Below are 19,500 nucleotides of genomic sequence, written 5' to 3'. Positions count from 1 at the left end.
TTGTATTTTTAGTATTCGTCTTCGTTCCAAAGATAATCTTCTTCGGTCGGATAGTCTGGCCATATTTCGATTATCGAATCATATGAATCTCCTTCATCTTCAATATCTTGTAAATTTTCAACCACTTCCAAAGGCGCTCCTGTACGAATAGCGTAATCAATTAGTTCGTCTTTGGTAGCAGGCCAAGGTGCATCTGCTAAATATGATGCTAGTTCAAGTGTCCAATACATTTATTTATCTGTTTAATAAGATTCTCGCAAAAATAATTTTTTTTTGGAGAAAGTCAAGTTTTTTTTAAAAAAATGTGAAATCAATAAAAAAAGAACTTAGTTACAGTTTTTCAGGAATCCATTTAACTTCCTCTGCGTTTAAATCTTGGGTCAACTTTCGTGCCAGCACAAAAAGATAGTCAGAAAGTCGGTTTAAATACATTAAAACGGCATTGTTAATCTCTTCTTCTTCATTTAAAGCGACAGCTAAGCGCTCTGCTCTACGACATACGCAACGCGCTATGTGACAAAATGACACGGTTTCGTGTCCGCCAGGTAAAATAAAATGAGTCATTTGCGGTAAGCTTGTGTTCATGAAATCCATCTGATCTTCTAAAAACTTAATAGAAGCGTCTGTTATTTTGTTTATATTTAAACGCTCTTTGCCATTTTTTAAGGTTTCTTTTTCTGGTGGAGTTGCAAGCATTGCACCAAGTGTAAATAATTCACTTTGAATTTTAGTAAGCGATTTTCTTAATAATTCATCGGTGTTTTTATCTCTTATCAAGCCTATATATGAATTTAATTCATCAACAGTACCATAGCTTTCAATTCGTAAATGGTGTTTCGGAACTCTAGTTCCGCCAAAAAGAGCAGTCGTACCTTTGTCACCAGTTTTGGTATATATTTTCATTAATGATTATTTTTTTATTGTTTATGTAAAGTTAGTTTTTCTAAAACATATTGGGGACAACGTATCGGTTTTTTTGTTTTCATGTTAACAAAAGCTAAAATAGTGTTGCCTGTGCAAATTAGTTCATTGTTTTGATTGATGATTTCGTAGTCAAATTCAATCTTAACATTAGGTGTTTTTTTTAAGGTAGTTATAATTGTTATTTCATCATCATATAAAGCCGGTTTTTTAAAATTAGCGGATAATGAAATTACAGGTAGCATTACGCCATTATTTTCCATATATTTGTATGTAATGCCTGTAGAGCGTAACAACTCTGTACGACCTATCTCAAAGTATTGCGCGTAATTACCGTGATATACAACACCCATTTGATCCGTTTCAGCATATCGAATACGAATTGTAATTGTATTTTTTTGCAAAATGAATTTTAAATTTAAGTTGCACTAACGATACGTAAAAAATAATTAAGAATCAATAGGAGATTGATTTTTTTATACTGAATTTTATTCACACTTTTGTTCGCTCATACAGGTAGCACTGTACCCCCTTAAAAACGAATAAAAATTAACAACTAAAATAGTTTTTAACTAAAATGACTAAAACTGCCGATTCAGTTTGGAATGAATGTTTATCTTTTATAAATGATAATATTAAACCCCAAGCGTATAAAACTTGGTTTGAGCCAATTAAGCCAATTAAATTGGCAGGGGGAGCTCTTACTGTTCAGGTACCAAGTAAATTTTTTTACGAATGGTTAGAAGAACATTACATTAAATTATTAAGGGTTGCTTTAGTTAGAGAATTAGGAAGTGATGCAAAGCTAATTTATGATGTGCGTATGGAAAATACGTATAGTAGTAATAGTCCGCAAACAGTAAAAATTCCGAGTTCAAATCGTAATCCATTAAAACCTCAAAAAGTAACAGTTCCTTTAGAATCTAAAAGAGAGTTAAAAAATCCTTTTATTATTCCTGGGTTACAAAAGGTTAAAATAGAATCTCAATTAAACCCGAATTATAATTTTAATAATTTTGTTGAAGGTGATGCTAACCGATTAGCAAGATCTGCTGGTATGGCAGTAGCAAATAAACCAGGAGGAACTTCATTTAATCCATTATTAATTTATGGAGGAGTTGGTTTAGGGAAAACACATTTAGCACACGCCATAGGGGTAGAGATAAAAGATAAATATGCTGATAAAACAGTTTTGTATATTTCTTCAGAAAAATTTACACAACAATTTATCGATTCTGTAAAATCGAATACTAGAAATGATTTTATTCATTTTTATCAAATGGTTGATGTTTTAATTATTGATGATGTTCAGTTCTTATCAGGAAAAACAGGTACACAAGATGTGTTCTTTCATATTTTTAATCATTTACATCAAAATGGAAAGCAAGTAATTTTAACTTCTGATAAAGCGCCTGTAGATATGCAAGACATAGAACAGCGTTTGTTATCTCGTTTTAAATGGGGATTATCAGCAGAATTACAAGCGCCAGATTTTGAAACACGTGTTTCTATTCTTCAAAATAAGTTATACAGAGATGGTGTTGAAATGCCAGAAGAAATTGTAGATTATATAGCTAAGAATATAAAATCGAATGTTCGTGAATTAGAAGGTGTTATTATTTCGATGATCGCACAAGCTTCTTTTAATAGAAAAGAATTTACGGTTGAGTTAGCGAAAGAGATTGTAGATAAATTCGTTAAGAATACAAAGAAAGAAGTTTCTGTCGATTATATTCAAAAAGTAGTATCGAAGTATTTTGATATGGACGTTGCTACTTTACAATCTAAAACACGTAAAAGACACATTGTTCAAGCACGTCAGTTAGCGATGTTTTTTGCAAAACGTATGACCAAATCTTCATTAGCAAGTATTGGAAGTCAGATTGGTAAAAGAGATCATGCTACCGTATTACATGCTTGTAAAACTGTTGATAATTTAACTGAAACTGATAAGCAATTTAAAAAATACGTTGAAGATTTAACTAAAAAGTTAACCTTGTAATTATGAAAAAAATACTGATGGTTTGTTTGGGAAACATTTGTCGTTCACCATTGGCCGAAGGTATTTTACAATCAAAATTAACAAGCGAATTTTTTAAAGTTGATTCAGCAGGCACTGCTGGTTATCATGTTGGTGAATTACCAGATGAAAGATCTATTGAAGTAGCTAAAAAATACGGAATAGATATAACAAACCAACGCTCAAGAAAATTTGTGAAATCAGATTTTAAGGAGTTTGATTTAATTTATGCAATGGATGAAAGTAATTATCACAATATTCTTTCTATAATTGATGATAATGAAGATGCTCGAAAAGTAAAAATGATTTTAAACGAGCAATATCCAACAGAAAATAGAAATGTTCCAGATCCATATTACGGAGGTAATCAAGGTTTTGAAAATGTATATAAAATGTTAGATGAAGCTTGTGAAATTATAGCTTCAAAATTAATAAACTAATGAAAGGTAAATTATACTTAATACCAACAACTTTAGGCGAAACCGAACCATTAGAGGTAATGCCTATATCAGTTAAAAAAGTAATAGAGCATCTTGATCATTTTATTGTAGAAAATGAAAAATCAGCAAGAAGATTCATAAAAAGAATTACTCCAAATAAAGCACAGCCATCATTAGAGTTATTATTATTAGATAAATATTCGAATGATATTGAAATTCGAAATTATTTAGATGTATGCGATAAAGGAATATCAATTGGTTTATTATCAGATGCAGGTGTTCCTGCGGTTGCAGATCCTGGTGCAAGTATTGTAAAATTGGCACATGAAAGAGGTGTTCAGGTAGTGCCTTTAGTAGGGCCTTCATCAATATTAATGGCAATGATGGGTTCTGGTATGAATGGACAGAATTTTGCTTTTAACGGTTATTTACCTATCGATAAATCGGATAGAAAAAGAACGATAAAAGAATTAGAAAAAATATCTAGAGATAAAAATCAATCTCAAATTTTTATTGAAACTCCGTATCGAAATGAAAAAATGTTAGATGATTTACGTGCAATTTTATCATCTGAAACGCGTGTATGTGTAGCTTGTGATATCACGTTACCATCAGAATATATAAAAACACATACCATTAAGGAGTGGAAAAATATAAAAACGGATTTACACAAACGACCTACTATTTTTATACTTCATAAAACATAAAAAAAATCGCATCTTAGTAAGATGCGATTTTTTTTATGTTTTATAATTTTAGCGTTTTAAACGCTGGCTTTTTTATTTGGTTTGATATTAGAAACATCATAACCAGCGAATTTTTTCATGTATGATTTTATAGATGTTCCAAAAGCATCATTAAATCTAATCGATCCGTTTGATCGCAAGTATTTTTTAACGTTACCAGCGCCACTTAAATGTGCTGCAGCCAAAATACCAGATTCGGTAATTTTAGTACCATTAATAGTTTTACCTACACTTCTTCTAATATCTTTTCTTAAAATCCATTTATTTACTTTACAATAAGCTACGAATGCTTTTTCTTGTAATTCAGGAGTTTTAAGGAAATTTTGAGTGTTGTAAATTCTAAATCTTTTTAAGGTTTCTCTTCCAAACTGATATTTACCTAAATAGCCTAGTTTGTTTACAACTCGGTATTTACCTTGAGATTCTTTAAAAGCTAAGGCTTCTTTAAAGCCAACAAAGTCTTTTAATAAAAATGGAATGTTAACATTTTCAGCATAGTATGCTGTTATAATTGGTGTAGATGTTATTTTATCTTTCTTAACCTCTGGAGTTGTAAAACTTACTAGCGCTACAAAACCTATTAATAAAAATACTATATACTTGATAATTAGTTACTTTCTGTTTAGCGGTGCAAAGGTACATTAATTAACTTAAAGTATTGGTAGTCAATTCGTTAAGTTTTGTTCTGAATGTGAATATTGCTAATAATCATTAGTTTTGTTGTTTAAAAGATAATAAAAGCTGAATTAAATTATCTGTTTTGTAATATTATAGAGGTTTGATTGAAAATAAAATTTTGTTAAAATTATCTGTTTATTCCACGTTGTGTAATCCATCTTTGATATTTAGCAGCGTTTCTGTTGTGTTGTGCTAAAGAGTTAGCAAAATCATGAAAACCTATTTTATCAACACTAGCACACATATAAAAGTAGTTGTGTTTTTTGAAGTTTAAAACTGCATCTATAGATGATACATCTGGCATTGCAATAAGTGATGGAGGTAAACCTGTATTTTGGTACGTATTATACGGAGATTTTATTTTAAGATCTTTATTTAAAACACGTTTTACAACAAAATCTTGTCCTTTAAGTTGTTTAATTGCATATATAACTGTTGGATCTGCTTGTAAAGGCCAACCGTCTCTTAATCTATTTAAATACAAGCCAGCTACAATTGGTCGTTCGCTTTTTTGCGCAGTTTCTTTTTGAACGATAGAAGCTAGTGTAGTAACTTCTTTTTTCGTTAAATTTAATTTTTTAGCTTTTTCTAAACGTAATGAACTCCAAAAACGATTATATTCTGTAAGCATTTTATTACGGAATTTCTCTGCGGATGTATTCCAATAAAATTCATAACTATTAGGAATATACATACCTAAAGCATTTTTTTGATTGAAACTGTTTTTAACTAAAAAGTCATTCTCTCTCATTACTTTTATTAAAGAAATAGAATCAGTTTCAATTTGCTGAGCAATCCTTCCTGCGAGCTTTTCTAATGAATCTTGGTTGTTGAAAGAAAGTTTTATAGGTGTTTGGTTTCCACTTCGAAGTAAGTTTACCACATCGTTTAAACTCATTCCTTTTTTAAGAATGTATTTACCTCCTTTCGGTTTTGTAAATTTTTTCTTTTCGGCAACCCAAATAAAGTTTTCAGGTTTATCGATGTAATTAGATAACTGTTTTTTTAATCTATCAAAAGTATCATCAGATTTTATATAAATAGCGCCGTTTTTAGTAACCGCTTGGCTAAATATTTTTTGATAAAAATTAAACCCAATAATTCCGCCAATTAAAAATATAATGGCAATAGCTGTGTATATTATTTTCTTATTCATTTATCAATTGAAATAAAATTTCGTCTTTATATATATTGTTGTTTAGAATCCAATCTTTTTTAATACCGATTTCTTTAAAATCGTGTTTTGTAAAAAGGTGAATACTGTTTTTATTATCGCTAGTAATATTAGCGTATAGCTGATGTATTTGCAAGTGTGTAAAGCAATAGTTAATTAAGAGTTGTAACGCTTCAGAAGCAAATCCGTTTTGCTGATAATCAGGATGAATTAATATTCCAATACCTGCTCTTTTATGCTGCGGATTAAAATCAAAAAGATCAATCATTCCAATTGTGTTTAAAGAATTTTTATCTTCAATAACCAATCGCAATTGTTTTGCTTCATAAATATCTAAATGTGCGTTTTCTAAATATTGTTTTAAAAGGAATTTAGAAAACGGAGCCTGCGTATGGCTAACTTCCCAAAAAGATTCGTTGTTTTCTATTTTAAATAGAAAGGCTAAATCTTCAGGTTCTAGTGCTCTTAAATTTATATGTGTACCTTTTAATGTATTCATTATAATTCAATTTCGCCTTTAAATACACAAACGGCAGGACCTTTTAAAAATATATTGGTGTAATTCCCTTTTTTTTCTTCAAAACTCACTTCAAGTAAACCTCCTTCAACAGGTAATTTAATTGAGGTTTCAGTAGTTTTTCTAGTTGCATACATTGAAAGTGCAACAGCGGTTACTCCTGTTCCGCATGCTAAAGTCTCGTCTTCTACGCCTCTTTCGTAGGTTCTAACCTTAAAAGTATTTGCATTTAATTGCTCTACAAAATTTACATTACTTCCTTCTTTGCCATAGATATTGTTACGAATCTCTCTTCCTTTTTCAAAAACAGGATAATCGACTAAATTTTTTACTATTTCAACATGATGTAGTGTACCTGTATTAGCAAAAGTATATCCGTTATTTATAATTACTTCATCAACATCTATCATTTGTAATGAAATTATATTGTTCTTTATTTCAGCATAATGGGCACCATCAAAAGCAGTAAAAGTTGTTTTAATATTGATAATATTTAAGTGTTTTGCAAAAGCAACTGCACATCTTGCTCCGTTACCACACATGGCTTGACTACCATCAGTATTAAAATAAATCATTTTAAAATCGGTAGTAACATCATTTTCTATCAAAATTAATCCATCAGCACCAATACCAAAATGGCGATCACATAATTTAGTAACTAAATTGCTGTCGTTTTTAGGAAAAATTGCTGTACGATTATCAATAATGATAAAATCGTTTCCAGTTCCTTGGTATTTATAAAAATTCAAAATCATAGAAAGCAAAGATACATATTTTATCAGCGAAGCAGAAGTGTTAAATAGGGGTTAAAGTCAGTTAAAACAAAGTTAAACAGATTTATTGAGAATGTTAAAATACTATATTTGATATATTAAATATGGTAAGCAGATGAAAAAAATACTTAAAACCTTAGGAATAGCAATAATTGGAGGTGTAATAGCACTTGCAGGATATAAAATAGTAATAGAAAAACCAGAAGTAATTGTAGAGAGAAATGTAGAACCTACTTTACAAACTATAAAAGCAAATTATACACCAACAGTTATAAATTCGTTAGCTGCCCCAACCGATTTTACAGCAGCAGCAGATAAAACAGTCCATGCGGTAGTACACGTTAAGAACACAGCCGTAAGAACACAACAAAATCCGTATGCACAACTTTTTGGAAGAAAAGGGGGGCGAAAATATGAACAAATAGGTACGGGGAGTGGTGTAATAATTTCTGCGGATGGTTATATCGTTACAAATAATCATGTAATAGCAGGAGCAAGTGAAATTGAAATTACATTAAATAATCGTAAAAAGTTAAAAGCGGTTTTAATAGGAACCGATAAAAATAATGATATCGCTTTGTTAAAAGTAACTACTGATGAGGATTTACCGTATTTACCTTTCGGAAACTCTGATAATGCAAAAATAGGAGAATGGGTTTTGGCAGTAGGAAATCCTTATAACTTAACATCAACAGTAACAGCAGGTATTGTAAGCGCAAAAGGAAGAGATTTAGATGGAAATAGAAATATTGAAGCTTTTATTCAAACAGATGCAGCAGTGAACCCAGGTAATAGTGGTGGAGCTCTGGTAAACACTCGTGGAGAGTTAATTGGTATTAATACAGCTATTTCATCTAAAACTGGTTCTTTTATTGGGTATTCATTTGCAGTGCCATCTAACATTGCTAAAAAAGTAGTTGATGATTTATTAGAATTTGGTTCGGTACAACAAGCTTTAATAGGTTTTGTTCCTTATGATGATAAAGAAGGAGTGATTGAAGGTGTAAAGGTTGATGAAATAGAATCGGATAGTGAGGCTTTAAAAGCAGGCTTGCATGAAGGAGATATTATTAAAAAAGTAAATGATGTTAAAATCACTAAATTTTCTGATTTAAAAGGACAGTTAACAGCAAAAAGACCAGGAGAATATGTTGCTGTGACAGTGAATAGAGATGGTAAAGATTTAATAAAAACGATTAAATTAAGTAAAAAAAGTACGTTTACTTCGTTTTCTTTCGGAGTACAATTAAAAGATTTAACAGCAGCAGATAGAGAAAAATACAACTTAACAGGAGGGGCAAAAATTACAGCAGCAAATAACAAAGGATTTCAGTATTATAAAGTAGGTGCAGGGTATGTTTTAACTAAAATAAATGGTAAAAAGGTTCTTAATGCATCAGAAGCTGTTGCGGCTTTAGATACCTATACTGGAAATCAACAAATGATATTAGAGTTGATAAGTCCTAGTGGTAAAAAAGAATATTTTAGATTTTAAAATTGATGATAAAGGGTATAAATGTCGTTGAAAATTATTTTTTCAGCGACATTTTTATATGATAAAACCGATACGAAATCGTTTGAAATTCCTATTTTTGTAGCAAATTTTTTAAAATTTAGTTAACACACAACTATGTCAACAATAACAAATTACGAAAATGAAGTAGTAAGTCAAGCGCAAGTAAGACGAGCTACGGTTGAGTTTATTAATATCGTTAATGATTTATGGTACGATAAATCGATAGAATTAGTTTTATTTAGAAATCCATTAGTAGATAAAAGAGCTAGTGAGGTTTTAAATTTAATAGACTATGCTAAAGAATTCGTAGCAAAACCAATTTCAATTAACGACGCTTTAGAAATAGCAAAAGCAATACAATCGATCGATTTACCAGCATCAAAATTAGATATCGGTAAATTAGCCTATGAATATCATTTGCAAGATGATAACAATGCAGATAAATTAGCTTTTGTTCAAAATCAATTAAAAGACGCAACTGAGGCAGAAGCTATTCAGCCTAAAGATGTTGTTTTATATGGTTTTGGTCGTATCGGTCGTTTATTAGCACGTGAGTTAATGAGTAAAATGGGTAAAGGTTCTCAATTAAGATTAAGAGCAGTTGTTACTCGTGGCGAAATTAACGAAGCTGTATTAGAAAAAAGAGCGTCATTATTAAGTATCGATTCAGTACATGGAGATTTCTTAGGAACTGTTCAGGTTGATGTAGATAACAATGCATTAATTATCAATGGAACTACTGTATATATGATTTCTGCTGGTAAACCAGAAGATATCGATTATACTAAATACGGAATCAACGATGCATTAATTATAGATAACACAGGTGCTTTTAAAGATAAAGAAGCATTAAGTCGCCATTTAGTGCCAAACGGAGCAAGTAAAGTTTTATTAACTGCGCCAGGAAAAGGAATTCCGAATATTGTACACGGAGTAAATCATTCAGAAAACAATCCTGATAATGTAGATATTTTCTCTGCAGCTTCATGTACAACCAATGCTATTACACCAGTATTAAAAGTATTAGAAGATAACTTCGGAATTAAAAAAGGACATTTAGAAACGATTCATGCCTATACTAACGATCAAAACTTAGTAGATAACATGCATAGTAAGTACCGTAGAGGTAGAGCAGCAGCTTTAAACATGGTAATTACTGAAACAGGTGCAGGTAAAGCAGTTGCAAAAGCATTGCCAGCTTTAGAAGGTAAATTAACATCAAGTGCCATTCGTGTACCGGTACCAAATGGATCTTTAGCTATTTTAAACTTACAGTTAAATTCTAATACTACAGTAGAGGCTGTAAATGCAATAATGAAGCAATATGCTTTAGAAGGTGATTTGGTAGAGCAAATACAGTATTCATTAAACAATGAATTAGTATCTTCAGATATCGTAGGTACAACAGCTCCTTCAATTTTCGATAGTAAAGCAACTATTGCAGATGGTGATACGATTGTAATTTATGTGTGGTATGATAATGAGTATGGATATTCACATCAAGTAATGCGTTTAGCAAAGCATATAGCAAAAGTACGTCGTTATACATATTATTAACATAGTATAATATTTTGTAAAAAAAAAGCCAAAACATTTTTTTGTTTTGGCTTTTTTAATTAAATTTGAATGTATTAAACCCCTAACCCCCTAATTATGAGAAAAGTATTCCCTGTACTTTTATTGTTACTGAGTGTAACAGTATCGTCTTTTTCACAAGAAATTAATGAAGTAGAATTTTTAACATCAGGTAAATGGCAAGTAGAGTCAGTACAAATTGGTGAAGAAATTCAAGAGTTTTCAGAAAACAACAGCTGGATGGTTTTTCATGCTGATGGAAAGTATGAGGTTGTAATGAGTAATAATGAAAAAAATGGTAACTGGAAGTTTGAAGAAGCAACTAAAGTAATTAAGTTCGAAGAAGATGAGAACTTAGCAAATGGTTTAAAAATTGAACTATTAACTAAAAAAGAATTATTATTCTCTGCAACAGAAGGAGATGTAGTATATACGATGAAATTAAGAAGATAGTATATAAAAAATAAAAGAGTATGTAAAAACCGAAGCTTTGGCTTCGGTTTTTATGTTTAAAAAAATAGGTGTTACTTGTTTAGTCTTCTAACTTATGTTTTTTTTAGGACGATTTCTTTCTTTTAGGGATAAAAAATATTTTTAGGAGATTAATTAAAGTCATTTATACAGAAATTAGTGTCATTTATACATTAGTAGTTTTGTATAACGAATTTATATCGCATATTTGTACTATAATACACAAGGGAAATCATATTGGTAAATTGGGGGATTAATCAATAATGAAACTTTTTTTTAAAAAAACATCACTTTCTAAAAGCGATGTTTTTTTGTTTTAAATAGTATATGAAGTGTTAGGGGTATCAAAAGAGACGTGATTTTAAAATTACACTGCAACTTTTGATATTGGCCGCTTAATACCTGAAAGTTTTTCTTAAATTAGCTTTAAACTTTTTAAAAATGAAAACACTTTTTTCTTTTCTTATAATTACATTGATGACAACAATAGTTAATTCACAATCAAAATTACCTTATTGTGAAATTCCAGAATCAGCAACAGAATTTACAGCTGGTGCTGTTGCAAGTAGAATGGTAGACGGATTAGGTTTTAGGTATTATTGGGCTACAGAAGGATTAATAGAGAAAGATTTAGGCTTTAAACCGAATAAAGAATCAAGAACAACATTAGAAACAATCGATCATATTTTAGGATTGTCTCAGGTAACTCTAAATGCAGTTTTAAATAAACCGAATGGAGAAAAGCAGCCAGAAATGACATTTGCTGAAAAACGTAAGAAAACATTAGAAAATTTACAAAAAGCAAGCGAAATTTTAAGAGTAAGTAAAGATGTATCTCAGTATAAAATTATATTTGGCGAAAAAGAATTCCCGTTTTGGAATGCTATCAACGGACCAATTGCTGATGCAACTTGGCATGTTGGTCAAATAGTTTCTTTTCGTCGTTCTTCGGGGAACCCAATATCAAAAGGAATTCAGTTTTTAACAGGAACAGTAAAAAAGTAATAAATTGTTAGCGCTATTATTTTAATGACAATTCAACAAAAAATACAATTGCTTCGCGAGGAGCTAAATCAACACAATTATAATTATTATGTGTTAGATAATGCAACTATTTCAGATTATAACTTTGATATAAAACTAAAAGAATTAGAGCAATTAGAAATAGAAAATCCTCAGTTTTTCAACTCAAATTCACCAACACAAAGAGTAGGAGGAGAAATCACTAAAAATTTTGAAACAGTTACTCACAAAAACCGAATGTATTCTTTAGATAATTCATATTCTAAAGACGATTTATTAGATTGGGAGAAACGTATTCAAAAAATGTTAGGTTCTGACGATATTGAATATACTTGTGAACTTAAATATGATGGAGCTTCGATAAATTTAACATTTGAAAATGGTCAGTTTGTAAAAGCTGTAACACGAGGAGATGGTTTTCAGGGAGATGATGTAACTACTAATATTCGTACCATAAAATCAATTCCATTAATAACTAATGGAGATTTCGTTTCAGATTTTGAGATGCGAGGAGAAATCATTCTACCTCTTGATGGGTTCCGTAAAATGAATGAAGAAAGAATAGAGAACGAGGAAGAGGAGTATAAAAATCCAAGAAATACCGCTAGCGGAAGTTTAAAGTTACAAGACAGTGCTGAGGTTGCTAAACGCCCGTTAGATTGTTTGTTGTATCAGGTAGTTACAGAAGAACGAAAATATAAAACCCATTATGAGAATTTAGAGAATGCACGAAAAGTAGGTTTTAAAGTACCAAAAACAATCGCTTTAGCAAAAACTATTGATGCTGTTTTTGATTTCGTAGAAGATTGGGATCTTAAACGTCATGATTTGCCTTATGAAACAGATGGAGTTGTAATTAAAGTAAACAATTTACAGCAGCAAGATGAGCTTGGTTATACGGCAAAAGCACCACGTTGGGCAATTGCATATAAATTTAAAGCGGAGCAGGTTTCAACAGTTTTAGAAGAAATAACATATCAAGTTGGGCGAACAGGAGCCATAACGCCAGTTGCAAATTTAAAACCTGTTCAATTGGCAGGTACTACAGTAAAAAGAGCTTCGCTACATAATGCAGATCAGATTGAAAAGTTAGATATTCGAATTAATGATACTGTTTTTGTTGAAAAAGGAGGTGAGATTATTCCGAAAATTATTGCGGTAGATATATCAAAAAGACCCCGTAATTCTGAACCTACACAATACGCAACCAATTGTCCTGTATGCAATACCGAGCTTGTAAGAAGTGAAGGAGATGCCAAACATTATTGCCCGAATGAGTTTGGTTGTGCGCCACAAATAACAGGAAGAATCCAGCATTTTATCAGTAGAAAAGCCATGGATATTGATGGTTTAGGAGGCGAAACGGTAGATTTGTTACGTAAAGAAGGATTAATTCAAAATTATGCAGATTTATATGATTTAACAGTCGAGCAAGTAATTCCGTTAGAAAGAATGGCTGAAAAATCTGCTCAGAATATGGTAGCAGGAATAGAGAAGTCAAAAAAGATTCCGTTCGAAAAAGTGTTGTTTGCTTTAGGAATTCGATTTGTTGGTGAAACCGTGGCAAAAAAACTAGCAAAGCATTTTAAATCAATAGATAATTTATTAGCGGCCGATTTAGAAACGCTAGTTTCTGTAGATGAAATAGGTAGTAGAATTGCCCAGAGTATTATTGATTTCTCGGATGGTTTAGGAAATATTCAGTTGATTGATCGATTAAAAGTACATGGAATTCAATTAGAAGTTTCTGTAGAAAGTTTAAAAGGACAAACAAATAAACTAGCAGAGAAAGTGTTTGTAGTTTCTGGCGTTTTTTATCAAATGAGTAGAAATGAACTTAAAAAAGCAATTGAAGATAACGGCGGAAAAGTAAGTTCGTCAATATCTAAAAAAACAAGTTTTATTGTGGCTGGTGATAATATGGGGCCAAGTAAGTTGGTGAAAGCAGAAAGTTTAGAAATACCAATTATTTCGGAACAAGATTTTATTGATATGATTAACTAGATTTTTTTTAAAAAAACATAAATTTATACAAACTAATAACGAAATATGAATAAAAAACTAAAAATAATCATAGCATCACTCGTATTTTTATTAGTTGCAATTATAGATGTGTATGCGGTAGTAGTTCAAAATAAAAATTTAGAAATAATTTTTAAACCGTTATTAATGACAACATTGGTAATTGTTTATTTGTTATCGGTTAAAAAAGCTAATTTCTGGTTTGTTTCAGCCTTGTTTTTTTCGTTTTGGGGTGATGTATTTTTATTAGATAAAACAAACTATTTTGTATTTGGATTAGCATCATTTTTAATAGCGCATATTATGTATATAAAAATGACTTCTCAGTTTTTAAAAAAACAACTTTTTACGAAAGCAATAAGAGCCGCAATTATTTTTATTACCTTATTTACAGGTGTGCTGTTTTTAATAAAAGATAATTTAGGAGAAATGTTAGTGCCTGTAATTGTTTACGGAATTGCAATTTCTGCATTTGGTACTTGTGCTTTATTAAATTATCAACAAGACAAAACAATAGCAAATTTATGGTTATTATTAGGTGCTATTCTATTTATAGCATCTGATAGTTTAATAGCGTTGAATAATTTTTATCAACCAACACATTTGTTTAATGTTTTAATAATTGTTTTATATGTTGTGTCTCAGTATTTAATAGTAAATTCAATGCTTAAACATAACAAGTAGTATGCGTGATTTTTTTAATGTCGTACTAGTTGACAGTTGAATTATTTTGTTAAAAAAAAAGATAAAAATAGTAGTAGTAATTTATATAAAAAACTATATTGCTACAATCTGAAAGAAAAATTAAAAAGCTAAAAAAAAAGAAACTATTAAAATTATTTTAAATAAAATCATATAAGATAAGTATGACAAAAAAAACTAAAATAGTAATAGCAACTATATTATTTTTTATTGTTTCGATAGCTGATATTTTTGCTGTAGTTTTTCAGAATAAAACAATGGAAATTGTTTTTAAACCATTACTAATGATTACGTTATTAGTAGTGTATTTTATTTCGACGAAAAAAGTTAATTGGTGGTTGGTCTTAGGACTATTTTTTGCTTTTTTAGGAGATGTTCTTTTGTTAGCTGACCAAAGTTATTTTGTTTTTGGAGTAGCTTCTTTTTTAGTAACTCACGTATTATATATAAAAATAATAGTAGGTTTTCTTGAAAAGAAATCATTTACAAGAATAGTCCTTTCTACAATTCCATACATGTCATATTTTTTAACAATCATGTATGTCGTTTTTGATAACTTAAAAGACATGTTAATTCCTGTTGCTGAATATGGACTTGTGGTGTCGATATATGGAGCGGTTACATTTTTAAATTATCAGCAAGAAAAATCAAAAGGAAATTTGTTATTGTTTTTTAGTGCAATATTTTTTGTTATTGCTGATGGCTTTATTATTTTAAATATATACTATGAGTATAATAAAATACTTGACTTTTTTGTGATTTTATTATATATCATAGCACAATATTTAACCGTAAAAGGATTAATTGTAAGAGAAAAAGCTAATAAATTTTAAAAATGAAAATAATAAGATTACTAATTATTGCTTTGTGTTTTGTGTCTTGTAAAAAAGAAAAATTACAACTGCATTTTTTAAACGAATATATAGTTAAAGGTTCTTTATTGATAGATAACACTATCATAGGCGGTATTTCTGGAATCGATTTTAGTAACAACCAATATTATATGGTTGTTGATGATGCTAAAAATCCTAGAATTTTACTAGGTAATATTCAAATTGAAAAAGACTCAATAAAAACGATAAATTTTAAAAGAGTAATAGAAATAGATACTACAAGTAAGTTTTATAAAGATAATGCGTTAGATTTAGAATCGATTTTTATTACTTCCGATAATAAAATTAACTTAGTAAGTGAAGGAGCTATCCATTACGGTAAAAACCCAACAATTTTTACAGTAGATAGTGTGGGTTTTTTTAAAGAAAAAATAAATACTCCAGCTTATTTTAATGCAAATTCGAAGGCAAAACCAAAACACAATGCTGCTTTCGAAAGTTCTTCAAAAAGTATAGATAAAAAAGGTTTTTGGGCGGCAATGGAGGCGCCATTAAAAGCTGATGGAGAAGAACCTACATTTCATAAAACACAGTCGCCAATAAGAATTACATATTTTGATAATCAGACAAAAAAAGCGACGAAGCAGTTTGCATATCAATTAGAAAAAATTGATAAGCCAGCAAAAGGGAAAGTGAACTTAAATGGTGTAACCGCTATCTTAGAATATCAAAAGAATCATTTTTTTATTGTTGAAAGAATTTATCAAAGTGGATATGGAACTTTAGGAAATACCATCAGGATTTTTAAAGCAACAATTAAAGAGGAATCAACAAATACATTAGAGGTTCAATCCCTAAAGGAAGAGGCGTATATTCCATTAAAGAAAGAATTATTATTTGATTTTAAATCAATTCAAGAGCAATTAACAGACTCGATTATAGATAATATTGAAGGAATTACTTTCGGCCCCAGGTTATCTAACGGTAATCGTTCTTTAATATTAGTATCTGATGATAATTTTCAGGTATATGGTAAGCAATTAAATCAATTTTTATTGTTAGAAATTGAAGAGAAGTAAAACGTATTAAGGTTAGTAATTAGTAAGAATGATAAGTAGACTAAAGCAAAAATCAATTCAAAAAATTTACAATAAAACTATTGTAAAAAACGAAGCTAAAAATCATAAAGAAAGAAAAGTTAAAAAAGTCGCTATTTTATTAGATAATGAATCGCTGGAGAACATTGTATTAGCCAATTTAACAAATAAACTACCTTTCGAAAAAGAAAATATTACTATTTTAATTTATAGAGAATTTTCTAAAAAAGAAGAAGTTTTGCCTAAGTTTTTTACATATAAAGATATTGGTATGAAAGCGAGTTTAAAATCAGACAATTTAAAAAACTTCGTTAAAAACGATTACGATTTGCTTATAAGCTATGTGAAAACGCCAAATTTATATACGAATATGGTAACTTTGTTGTCGCAAGCAAGTTTAAAAACTGGTTTTGCTGGAGTTGATGATAGATTGTATGATCTTGTTATTTCTGATGAAGGATTTAATGAGGCAGTTTTAAATCAAGAATTAAAAAAATACTTAACGATATTAAATAAAATATAATGCAAAAATTTGTTGGTACCGGAGTCGCATTAGTAACTCCTTTTAACGAAGATTTAAGTGTAGATTTTAATGCACTTAAAAAACTAGTGAATTATAATATTGATAACGGAACAAATTACTTAGTTATTAACGGAACCACAGCCGAAAGTGGAACGATAACAGCAAAAGAAAAAGAAGAAATAATAAAGGTAATAGCACAAGAAAATAATGGGCGATTACCGTTAGTTTTAGGTGTTGGTGGTAATAATACACAAACAGTAATTGAGGAGTTAAATTCGTTAGATTTATCAAGTATTGATGGTGTTTTATCAGTAGCTCCTTATTATAGCAAGCCAACGCAAGAAGGTTTTTATCAGCATTTTAAAGCAATTTCATTAGCCAGTCCAAAGCCAATTATTTTATATAATGTACCAGGGAGAACGGCTAAAAATATGGAGCCAGCAACAATTTTACGTTTAGCAAATGATTTTAAGAATATTGTAGGTGTTAAAGAAGCTGGTAATATTCAACAACAATATTTAGAGTTGTTGAAAAATAAACCAAAAGATTTTTTAATTATTTCAGGAGATGATGATTTAGCTTTAGGTGTTGTTTTGGCAGGAGCATCGGGAGTAATATCTGTAATAGGGCAAGGTTTACCTAAAGAATTTTCGAAAATGATTCAATTAGGCTTGGAAGGAAAAAATAAAGAAGCGTACGAGATTCATTACAAATTAATGGATATTGTAGCTTATATTTTTGAAGAAAACAATCCAGCGGGAATTAAATCTGTTTTGCTAAAAAAAGGAATTTGTTTGGATGAAGTTCGTTTGCCTTTGGTAAAAGCAACAGAAGAGTTACAAACAAAAATATCAGATTTTATAGACAATCTATAATTTGTCTAAACAAAAATACACGTTATAAAAGGCTACAGTTTTTTAATTGTAGTCTTTTTTTAGCATCTTTGTTTAATAATTTATCCTTCCAGTTAAAAGAAGAGTAAATATAATTTTCAAAAAATAAAAATATGTTATCAAAAGTAATAGAAGAAGCTTTAAATCAGCAAATAAAAATAGAAGCAGAATCATCACAAGTATACTTGTCAATGGCATGTTGGGCAGAAACTCAAGGTTTTGAAGGAGTTGCACAATTTATGTACGCACATTCTGATGAAGAACGTATGCACATGTTAAAACTAGTAAAGTTTGTAAATGAAAGAGGAGGACATGCAAGAGTTTCTGATTTAGCAGCACCACCGGCAGAATTTGGTTCTTTTAAAGACATGTTTCAAACCTTATTTGATCATGAAGTAATGGTGTCAAAATCAATAAACGATTTAGTACATATTACTTTAGAAGAAAGAGATTACGCAACACATAACTTTTTACAATGGTATGTTTCTGAACAAATAGAAGAAGAGGCATTAGCTAGAAACATTTTAGATAAAATTAATTTAATTGGCGATGACAAAGGAGGTTTGTATTTATTTGATAATGATGTAAAGCAAATAGTAGCTCAAGACGCTGCTAACACTGCTGTGTAAGATTAACAAACATTTAGGAACTGTATATAGTTTTTATAACAAATTTAATGGTTTATTGCAATACTCTATTCAGAGTACAAAAATCGTTTTAATAATCCATATTTAATCACTAATTTTGCCAAATGCAAAAAATGAAAAATTTAGCGTATTTAGTTGTAATGCTTTTGATATTATCTTCATGCGGAGAATATAACAAAGTATTAAATAAAGGAACTATACAAGAACAATACAAAATGGCTACAAAAATGTACGAAACACAAAAGTACAGTAAAGCCTTACGATTGTTTGAGAAAATAACCCCTTCATACCGAGGGAAACCACAAATGGAACGTATTCAATATATGGTTTCTCAATCTAACTTTAATGAAAAGGATTATAGTTTAGCAGGGTATTACTTTAATAGGTTTACAAAAAACTACCCTAAAAGTTCAAAAAGAGAAGAGGCGGCATTTTTATCAGCATTAAGTTATTACAAGGCAGCGCCAAAATTTAGCTTAGATCCAACAGATACAAATAAAGCATTAGCATCTTTTCAATCTTTTATTGATAAATATCCAAATTCAGATAAACAAGAAGAAGCTAATAAATATTATACTGAATTACGTAATAAGCTAGAGAAAAAGGCTTTTGAAATAGCTAAAACATATTACAATACAGCAGGGTATGACTCTAGAAATTATAGCGCAGCAATAGCTGCGTTCGATAATTTATTAGAAGATTATTTAGGTACTAAATATAAAGAAGAAGCGTTATATTTTCGTTTAAAAGCAGCACACGATTTTGTATTGAAAAGTACACAACGTAGAAAAGCTGAAAGAATTGAAACGGCAGTAAAAGCGTATGATAAGCTAAAGAGAAGCTTTCCTGAATCTAAATTCATGAAAGAATCTAATGAAATGTTAGCAACATTAAACAAAGAACAAGAACAATTAGTTAAAAGTTAAAAA

General features: G+C 29.9%; 22 protein-coding genes. 15 read left to right on the top strand and 7 right to left on the bottom strand.

Features of this window, described 5'->3' with window-relative positions; translation table 11 throughout:
• Window positions 1-8 precede the first annotated feature (8 nt).
• The 3 genes from N2251_RS09785 to N2251_RS09775 all read right to left on the bottom strand — a co-directional run bounded on the left by N2251_RS09785 (window position 9) and on the right by N2251_RS09775 (window position 1,325).
• Window positions 9-230 (bottom strand): DUF2795 domain-containing protein, encoded by a 222-nt coding sequence (locus tag N2251_RS09785; protein ID WP_028889331.1) that lies wholly within the window; start codon window positions 228-230, stop codon window positions 9-11.
• 100 nt (window positions 231-330) lie between these two features.
• Window positions 331-903 carry a cob(I)yrinic acid a,c-diamide adenosyltransferase gene (locus tag N2251_RS09780; protein WP_260586542.1) on the bottom strand — a complete coding sequence of 191 codons (573 nt, stop codon included), beginning with the start codon at window positions 901-903 and terminating at the stop codon, window positions 331-333.
• 14 nt (window positions 904-917) lie between these two features.
• The gene (locus N2251_RS09775) at window positions 918-1,325 is read right to left on the bottom strand and encodes an acyl-CoA thioesterase (RefSeq protein ID WP_260586541.1); all 408 of its coding nucleotides are present in this window, start codon (window positions 1,323-1,325) and stop codon (window positions 918-920) included.
• Between the two features lie 173 nt (window positions 1,326-1,498).
• Between N2251_RS09775 and dnaA the strand changes: the two genes are divergently transcribed.
• From dnaA to N2251_RS09760, 3 genes are read left to right on the top strand one after another with little or no spacing between them, the layout of a single operon-like run.
• Entirely contained in the window at window positions 1,499-2,923 is a 1,425-nt protein-coding gene (gene dnaA, locus N2251_RS09770; RefSeq protein WP_260586540.1) for a chromosomal replication initiator protein DnaA, read from the top strand.
• A 2-nt stretch (window positions 2,924-2,925) separates the two neighbouring features.
• A complete protein-coding gene (locus N2251_RS09765; protein WP_260586539.1) occupies window positions 2,926-3,381 on the top strand; it encodes a low molecular weight protein-tyrosine-phosphatase in 456 nt (151 codons plus the stop codon).
• On the top strand, window positions 3,381-4,088 hold the full coding sequence (locus N2251_RS09760) for an SAM-dependent methyltransferase (RefSeq protein ID WP_260586538.1): 708 nt from the start codon (window positions 3,381-3,383) through the stop codon (window positions 4,086-4,088). Before N2251_RS09765 ends, N2251_RS09760 begins: the two co-directional genes overlap by 1 nt.
• Window positions 4,089-4,144: 56 nt before the next feature.
• On the opposite strand, the gene N2251_RS09755 is transcribed toward N2251_RS09760, so the two are convergent.
• The 4 genes from N2251_RS09755 to dapF form a co-directional block, all read right to left on the bottom strand.
• Complete coding sequence (locus tag N2251_RS09755) at window positions 4,145-4,735, bottom strand: peptidoglycan-binding protein LysM (protein WP_260586887.1); 591 nt, start codon at window positions 4,733-4,735, stop codon at window positions 4,145-4,147.
• 197 nt (window positions 4,736-4,932) lie between these two features.
• Window positions 4,933-5,961: an endolytic transglycosylase MltG gene (gene mltG, locus N2251_RS09750; RefSeq protein ID WP_260586537.1), complete on the bottom strand. Its 1,029-nt coding sequence runs from the start codon at window positions 5,959-5,961 to the stop codon at window positions 4,933-4,935.
• The gene (locus N2251_RS09745; protein ID WP_260586536.1) at window positions 5,954-6,478 is read right to left on the bottom strand and encodes a GNAT family N-acetyltransferase; all 525 of its coding nucleotides are present in this window, start codon (window positions 6,476-6,478) and stop codon (window positions 5,954-5,956) included. The genes mltG and N2251_RS09745 overlap by 8 nt, the downstream gene beginning before the upstream one ends.
• Window positions 6,478-7,251 carry a diaminopimelate epimerase gene (gene dapF / locus N2251_RS09740; RefSeq protein WP_260586535.1) on the bottom strand — a complete coding sequence of 258 codons (774 nt, stop codon included), beginning with the start codon at window positions 7,249-7,251 and terminating at the stop codon, window positions 6,478-6,480. The genes N2251_RS09745 and dapF overlap by 1 nt, the downstream gene beginning before the upstream one ends.
• A gap of 133 nt (window positions 7,252-7,384) precedes the next feature.
• Here dapF and N2251_RS09735 point away from each other — a divergent pair, with 133 nt between their 5' ends.
• From N2251_RS09735 to N2251_RS09680, 12 genes are all read left to right on the top strand, one after another.
• Window positions 7,385-8,764: a trypsin-like peptidase domain-containing protein gene (locus tag N2251_RS09735; RefSeq protein ID WP_260586534.1), complete on the top strand. Its 1,380-nt coding sequence runs from the start codon at window positions 7,385-7,387 to the stop codon at window positions 8,762-8,764.
• Window positions 8,765-8,899: 135 nt separating this feature from the next.
• Window positions 8,900-10,342, top strand: coding sequence for a glyceraldehyde-3-phosphate dehydrogenase (locus N2251_RS09730; protein WP_260586533.1), 1,443 nt, complete (start codon window positions 8,900-8,902; stop codon window positions 10,340-10,342).
• A 96-nt stretch (window positions 10,343-10,438) separates the two neighbouring features.
• Window positions 10,439-10,813, top strand: a complete 375-nt coding sequence (locus tag N2251_RS09725) for a hypothetical protein (RefSeq protein WP_260586532.1) — start codon at window positions 10,439-10,441, stop codon at window positions 10,811-10,813.
• Window positions 10,814-11,272: 459 nt separating this feature from the next.
• Window positions 11,273-11,836, top strand: coding sequence for a DinB family protein (locus N2251_RS09720; protein WP_260586531.1), 564 nt, complete (start codon window positions 11,273-11,275; stop codon window positions 11,834-11,836).
• Window positions 11,837-11,860: 24 nt separating this feature from the next.
• Entirely contained in the window at window positions 11,861-13,858 is a 1,998-nt protein-coding gene (gene ligA / locus N2251_RS09715; protein WP_260586530.1) for an NAD-dependent DNA ligase LigA, read from the top strand.
• Window positions 13,859-13,903: 45 nt separating this feature from the next.
• Window positions 13,904-14,560 (top strand): lysoplasmalogenase, encoded by a 657-nt coding sequence (locus N2251_RS09710; protein ID WP_260586529.1) that lies wholly within the window; start codon window positions 13,904-13,906, stop codon window positions 14,558-14,560.
• 182 nt (window positions 14,561-14,742) lie between these two features.
• Window positions 14,743-15,411, top strand: a complete 669-nt coding sequence (locus N2251_RS09705; RefSeq protein WP_260586528.1) for a lysoplasmalogenase — start codon at window positions 14,743-14,745, stop codon at window positions 15,409-15,411.
• Window positions 15,412-15,413: 2 nt separating this feature from the next.
• Window positions 15,414-16,490 (top strand): esterase-like activity of phytase family protein, encoded by a 1,077-nt coding sequence (locus N2251_RS09700; protein ID WP_260586527.1) that lies wholly within the window; start codon window positions 15,414-15,416, stop codon window positions 16,488-16,490.
• Between the two features lie 28 nt (window positions 16,491-16,518).
• On the top strand, window positions 16,519-17,031 hold the full coding sequence (locus N2251_RS09695; RefSeq protein WP_260586526.1) for a DUF6913 domain-containing protein: 513 nt from the start codon (window positions 16,519-16,521) through the stop codon (window positions 17,029-17,031).
• Window positions 17,031-17,906 carry a 4-hydroxy-tetrahydrodipicolinate synthase gene (dapA, locus tag N2251_RS09690; protein WP_260586525.1) on the top strand — a complete coding sequence of 292 codons (876 nt, stop codon included), beginning with the start codon at window positions 17,031-17,033 and terminating at the stop codon, window positions 17,904-17,906. The genes N2251_RS09695 and dapA overlap by 1 nt, the downstream gene beginning before the upstream one ends.
• 131 nt (window positions 17,907-18,037) lie before the next feature.
• The gene (locus N2251_RS09685; protein ID WP_260586524.1) at window positions 18,038-18,553 is read left to right on the top strand and encodes a ferritin; all 516 of its coding nucleotides are present in this window, start codon (window positions 18,038-18,040) and stop codon (window positions 18,551-18,553) included.
• 131 nt (window positions 18,554-18,684) lie between these two features.
• Window positions 18,685-19,497 carry an outer membrane protein assembly factor BamD gene (locus N2251_RS09680; RefSeq protein WP_260586523.1) on the top strand — a complete coding sequence of 271 codons (813 nt, stop codon included), beginning with the start codon at window positions 18,685-18,687 and terminating at the stop codon, window positions 19,495-19,497.
• The last annotated feature ends 3 nt before the right edge of the window (window positions 19,498-19,500 follow it).

Origin of the sequence: Tenacibaculum haliotis, from assembly GCF_025215075.1 — a bacterium.
In the GTDB taxonomy this organism is placed as follows: Bacteria; Bacteroidota; Bacteroidia; order Flavobacteriales; family Flavobacteriaceae; genus Polaribacter; species Polaribacter haliotis_B.
This window is presented reverse-complemented; position numbering and strand designations above follow the sequence as displayed.